This window comes from Streptomyces brasiliensis, from assembly GCF_014647875.1.
Taxonomy (GTDB): Bacteria; Actinomycetota; Actinomycetes; order Streptomycetales; family Streptomycetaceae; genus Streptomyces; species Streptomyces brasiliensis.
The window spans coordinates 1-5809 of record NZ_BMQA01000154.1 but is presented as its reverse complement, the minus strand read 5'-3'; the positions used below and the strand labels follow the sequence as shown (position 1 = coordinate 5809).

Here is a 5809-nt window from a genome sequence, read left to right as displayed (position 1 = left end):
GGCGTCGGAGGAGCAGCGTGAGGAGCCGCGGCGGCTGGCGGAGTTGGAGGGTGTGCGGGCGGCGAGTGTGGTGCCGTCCCTGCTGGGGGTTTTGGAGCCGGGGGATCTGGCGCAGGTGGAGACCCTGCTGGTGGGTGCTGAGGCGATTGGTGAGTCGGCGGCGCGGGCGTGGTCGGCGGGGCGTCGGCTGGTGAACACGTATGGGCCGACCGAGGCCACGGTGATGGTGGCGGCCGAAGCGGTCGACGCGGATCGTCCGGGCCCGGTGCCGTTCGGCCGGCCGATCGCCAACACCCGTCTGTATGCGCTGGACGATGCGCTCATGCCGGTGCCGGTCGGAGTGGCTGGGGAACTGTATGTGGCGGGTGCTGGTCTGGCGCGTGGCTATGTGGGTCGCGCGGGGCTGACCGGCGAGCGGTTCGTGGCCTGCCCCTTCGGGTCCGGGGAGCGGATGTACCGGACCGGTGACCTGGCCAAATGGACTGCGGACGGGCAACTGCTGTTCGCCGGTCGGGCCGATGAGCAGGTGAAGATCCGTGGGTTCCGGATCGAGCCCGGTGAGATCGTGGCCGTGCTCGAAGCCCGTGCCGAGGTGGCGCAGGCCGCGGTGATCGCGCGTGAGGACACGCCGGGCGACAAGCGCCTGGTCGCGTACGTGGTGCCTGCCGACAGCGAGATCGGCCTCGACGCCGGCGTGCTGCGGGACGTGGTGGCGTCGCGGCTGCCGGAGTACATGGTCCCGACTGCCTTCGTGACGCTGGACGAGCTGCCGCTGACCGCCAACGGCAAGCTCGACCGCAAGGTCCTGCCGGTGCCGGAGTATGTCGGGGGTGGCGGCCGGGGGCCGGCGACGGTGCAGGAGGAGATCCTCTGCGCGGCCTTTGCCGACGTGCTGGGTGTGCAGTCGGTGGGGGTCGACGACGACTTCTTCCGGTTGGGTGGGCATTCGCTGTTGGCGGTGCGGTTGATCTCGCGGATCCGGGTCGTGTTGGGGGTGGAGGTCGAGGTTCGGGCGTTGTTCGAGGCGCCGACGGTGGCCGGTCTTGCGGCCCGTCTGGTTGATGGAGCGGGGGTGGCTCGGACGCCGTTGCGGGCGGTGGGGATACGTCCGGAGCGGCTTCCGTTGTCGTTCGCGCAGCGGCGGTTGTGGTTCCTGGCCCAGTTGGAGGGGCCGAGTTCGACGTACAACATCTCGATGCCGGTCAGGGTCAGTGGCGTGGACACCGCGGTGCTGGACGCGGCACTTCGGGATGTGGTCGGTCGGCACGAGTCGCTGCGTACGGTGTTCCCCGTTGTCGATGGTGAGCCCTACCAGCGCATCCTTGACCGGGCGGAACTCGACTGGTCGCTGCGGGTGACCCGTGTGGAGACCGATGAACTGGACGCGGCCGTGCGGCAGGCCACGCAGCACGCGTTCGATCTGTCGGTGGAGCTGCCGATTCGGGCGTGGCTGTTCGAGGCCGGCCCCGATGAGCAGGTGCTCGTGGTCGTGACGCACCACATAGCCAGCGACGGCTGGTCCCGCGGCGCGCTGGCACGGGACGTGTCGATTGCGTATGCGGCGCGGCTGCGTGGTGAGGCGCCGGTGTTCGAGGCGTTGCCGGTGCAGTATGCGGATTATGCGTTGTGGCAGCGGGAGTTGCTGGGTGCGGAGTCCGACCCGGGGGGTGTGCTGTCGCAGCAGGTGGGGTACTGGCGGCAGGCGCTGGCCGGGGTGCCGGAGGAGCTGGTGCTGCCGGTGGATCGGGCACGTCCTGCGGTGTCCGGTCATGTGGGGCGTCGGGTGCCGTTGCGGGTGTCGGCCGAGGTGCATCAGCGGGTGGTGGACCTCGCGCGGGCCGAGGGCGTAACGGTCTTCATGGTCCTGCAGGCGGCGTTGGCGGTCACTCTTTCGCGCCTGGGTGCGGGGACGGATGTCCCAGTGGGTTCGGCGGTTGCCGGTCGTACGGACGAGGCGCTGGACGACCTGGTCGGGTTCTTCGTGAACACGTTGGTGGTGCGGACGGATCTATCGGGTGATCCGGAGTTCCGTCAGGTGCTGGCCCGGGTGCGGGAAGCGAGTCTGGGGGCGTTGGCGCATCAGGATGCGCCGTTCGAGCGGCTGGTGGAGGAGCTGGCCCCGGAGCGTTCGCTGTCCCGGCACCCGCTGTTCCAGGTGATGCTCACCGTGCAGAACATCGACAGCGCCTACCTGGAACTGCCCGGGGTCGGCACGGGTGTTGACGAGGTGACGGCGCGCGGTGTGGCCACGGTTTCGGCGAGGTTCGACCTCGATGTGTCGTTGTCGGAGGTGCTGGACGAGGCGGGACGTCCTGCTGGGTTGCGGGGTGGCCTGACTGCGTCGGCGGATCTGTTCGAGGCGGAGACTGCTGAGCGGTTGATGGGCTGGTTCGGCCGGGTGTTGGAGTCGGTGACCGCGGCGCCTGATGTCCGTCTGCATGCGGTGGATGTGCTGGGTGCCGATGAGCGCGATCGGGTTCTCACCGAGTGGAATGACACCGCGGTCGAGGTGGGCGGGAGGACGATTCCGGCCCAGTTCGAGGCGCAGGTGGTGGCTTCTCCGGGTGCGGTGGCGGTGGTGTCGGATGGCGTCGAGGTCTCGTATGGCGAGTTGGATGTGTGGGCGAATCGGTTGGCGCATTGGTTGAGTGGTCGGGGTGTGGGTGCGGAGTCGGTGGTGGGTCTTCGTCTCCGACGTGGTGTGGAGATGATCGCCGGGATTCTTGGTGTGTGGAAGGCGGGTGCGGCGTACGTACACGTGGATGGCGAACTACCGCTTGAGCGCGTGGAGTTCATCTTGGCGGATGCCGGCGTGGGTGTCGTGGTGGATGCGGATGTCTTCGATGAGCTGGAGGGGTATCCCGGTACCGTGCCTGGGGTGCAGGTGGTTGGGGCGGGGTTGGCGTATGTGATTTATACGTCGGGGTCGACGGGGAGGCCGAAGGGCGTTGCGGTCTCCCATGGTTCGTTGGTGAATCTGGTGTCGGTGTTCGGGCCGGTGATGGGTGCGGGTCCGGGTGTGGGTGTGTTGCAGTTCGCGTCGTTCAGTTTTGATGCGTCGGTGTTGGATGTGGCGGTGGCGTTGTCGTCGGGTGCGACGTTGTGGGTGGCGTCGGAGGAGCAGCGCGAGGAGCCGCGGCGGCTGGCGGAGTTGGAGGGTGTGCGGGCCGCGAGCGTGGTGCCGTCCCTGCTGGGGGTTTTGGAGCCGGGGGATCTGGCGCAGGTGGAGACCCTGCTGGTGGGTGCTGAGGCGATCGGTGAGTCGGCGGCGCGGGCGTGGTCGGCGGGGCGTCGGCTGGTGAACACGTACGGGCCGACCGAGGCCACGGTGATGGTGGCGGCCGAAGTGGTCGACGCGGATCGTCCGGGCCCGGTGCCGTTCGGCCGGCCGATCGCCAACACCCGTCTGTATGCGCTGGACGATGCGCTCATGCCGGTGCCGGTCGGAGTGGCTGGGGAACTGTATGTGGCGGGTGCTGGGCTGGCGCGTGGCTATGTGGGTCGTGCGGGGCTGACCGGTGAGCGGTTCGTGGCCTGCCCCTTCGGGGCCGGGGAGCGGATGTACCGGACCGGGGACCTGGCCAAATGGACGGACAATGGTCAGCTCGTCTTCGCTGGGAGGGCTGACGAGCAGGTGAAGGTCCGAGGCTTCCGGATCGAGCCGGGCGAGATCGAGGCCGTGCTGCTGTCTCAGCCGGACGTTGGACAGGCATCGGTGTTGGCGCGTGAGGACGCCCTGGGCGACAAGCGTCTGGTGGCGTATGTGGTGCCTGCCGACAGTGAGATCGGCCTTGACGCGGGTGTTCTGCGGGACGTGGTGGCGTCGCGGCTGCCGGAGTACATGGTCCCGGCTGCGTTTGTCACGCTGGACGAGCTGCCGCTGACCGTCAACGGCAAGCTGGACCGCAAGGTTCTGCCCGCACCGGAATACACCACCGGGGCCGGCCGTGCCCCGGTCACCGTGCAGGAGGAGATCCTTTGCGCGGTCTTCGCAGACGTCCTGGGGCTTGAGTCTGTCCGCGTCGACGACAACTTCTTCCAGCTCGGTGGGCATTCGCTGTTGGCGGTGTCGTTGGTGGAGCGGCTGCGGGCCCGGGGTGTGTCGGTGTCGGTGCGGGCGTTGTTCGAGGCGTCGACGCCGGCCGGGTTGGCCAGGGCCACAGGCATCGGATCGGTGGAAGTGCCCGAGAACCTGATTCCGGTGGGTGCGGAGCGGATCTCGCCGGAGATGTTGCCGCTGGTGGAGCTGTCGCGGGCGGAGATCGACCGGGTGGTCGCGGCGGTCGACGGAGGGGCGGCGAATGTTGCGGACGTGTATCCGTTGGCGCCGTTGCAGGAGGGGATGTTCTTCCACCACCTGATGGCGGGTGAGGGCGGGGATGTCTATCTGACGGCGCGGGTGGTGGAGTTCGACTCCCGGACCCGGCTGGAGACGTTCACCGGCGCGTTGCAGCAGGTGATGGACCGGCACGACATCTACCGCACGGCCGTCGTGTGGGAAGGCCTGCGCGAGCCGGTGCAGGTGGTGTGGCGGAAGGCGCAACTACCCGTCGTCGAGCACGAGATCGACGGCGCGTCCGAGAACCCGGCGGATGCTCTGCTGGCCGTAGCGGGGTCGGTGATGGACCTGGGCCGTGCGCCGTTGATGGATGTGCATGCGGCGGAGGTGTCCGGGGGCCGGTGGCTGGCTGTGATGCGGATGCATCACCTGCTCCAGGACCACCTGGGCATGGACGTGCTGCTGCAGGAACTGCGGGCGGTGCTCACGGGCAACGCGCACGAGTTGGCGCCTTCGATGCCGTTCCGGAACTTTGTGGCGCAGACGCGTGCCGTGTCCCGGGCCGAGCATGAGCGGTACTTCGCCGAGCTGCTCGGTGATGTGACCGAGCCGACTGCCCCGTACGGGGTGCTCGACGTACGCGGCGACGGCAGCAGGACCTCCGAGGCAGTCGTGCCCATCGCAGCCGATGTCACCGACGGTTTGCGGCGGGTGGCACGGGAGTTGGGGGTCAGCACGGCGACGGTGCTGCACGTGACGTGGGCACGCGTGCTGTCGGCCTTGTCGGGCCGGGGCGATGTGGTGTTCGGCACGGTGCTGTTCGGCCGGATGAATGCCGGTGAGGGCGCCGACCGGGTGCTGGGCCCGTTCATCAACACTCTGCCGGTGCGCGTGTGGACCGGCCAGGTGGGCGTACGTGCGGCTGTCGAGGGGATGCGGGATCAGCTGGCGGGGCTGCTGGAGCACGAACACGCGCCGTTGGCAGTGGCACAGCAGGCGAGTGGTGTCGCGGCCAATACGCCGTTGTTCACCTCGCTGTTCAACTACCGGCACATCACCGGTGCCGGCGAGAGTCCGACCGGCACGGAACTGGGTGAGCGGCGGCCTGTTGAGGGCATCCAAACCGTCTTCGCCGAGGAGCGGAACAACTATCCCGTGACCGTGTCGGTCAACGACCGAGGCGCCGCTGGGATGAGTGTGAGTCTGGCGACTGCCGATGGCATCGACCCGGAGGGCGTCGGTCATTCGGTGAGTATTGCGCTGGCGAACGTGGTCGACGCGCTGGCGACCGCGCTCGACGGCGGCCCGGACACACAGCTGGCCGCGGTGGACATCCTCGGTCCGGCAGAGCGGGATTGGCTCCTGTCGGGGTGGAATGACACGGCGTCGGGTGTGGCTGGTGCGTCGGTGGTGGAGCTGTTCGAGGCGCAGGCGGCGGCTGCTCCGGGTGCGGTGGCGGTGGTGTCGGACGGCGTCGAGGTGTCGTATGGCGAGTTGGATGTGTGGGCGAATCGGTTGGCGCATTGGTTG

General features: G+C 68.7%; 1 protein-coding gene. It reads left to right on the top strand.

Features of this window, described 5'->3' with window-relative positions:
• Positions 1-52: 52 nt before the first annotated feature.
• Positions 53-5809 (top strand): non-ribosomal peptide synthetase (locus IEZ19_RS48890; RefSeq protein ID WP_308429103.1); only part of this gene is annotated, 5757 nt, incomplete at its 3' end.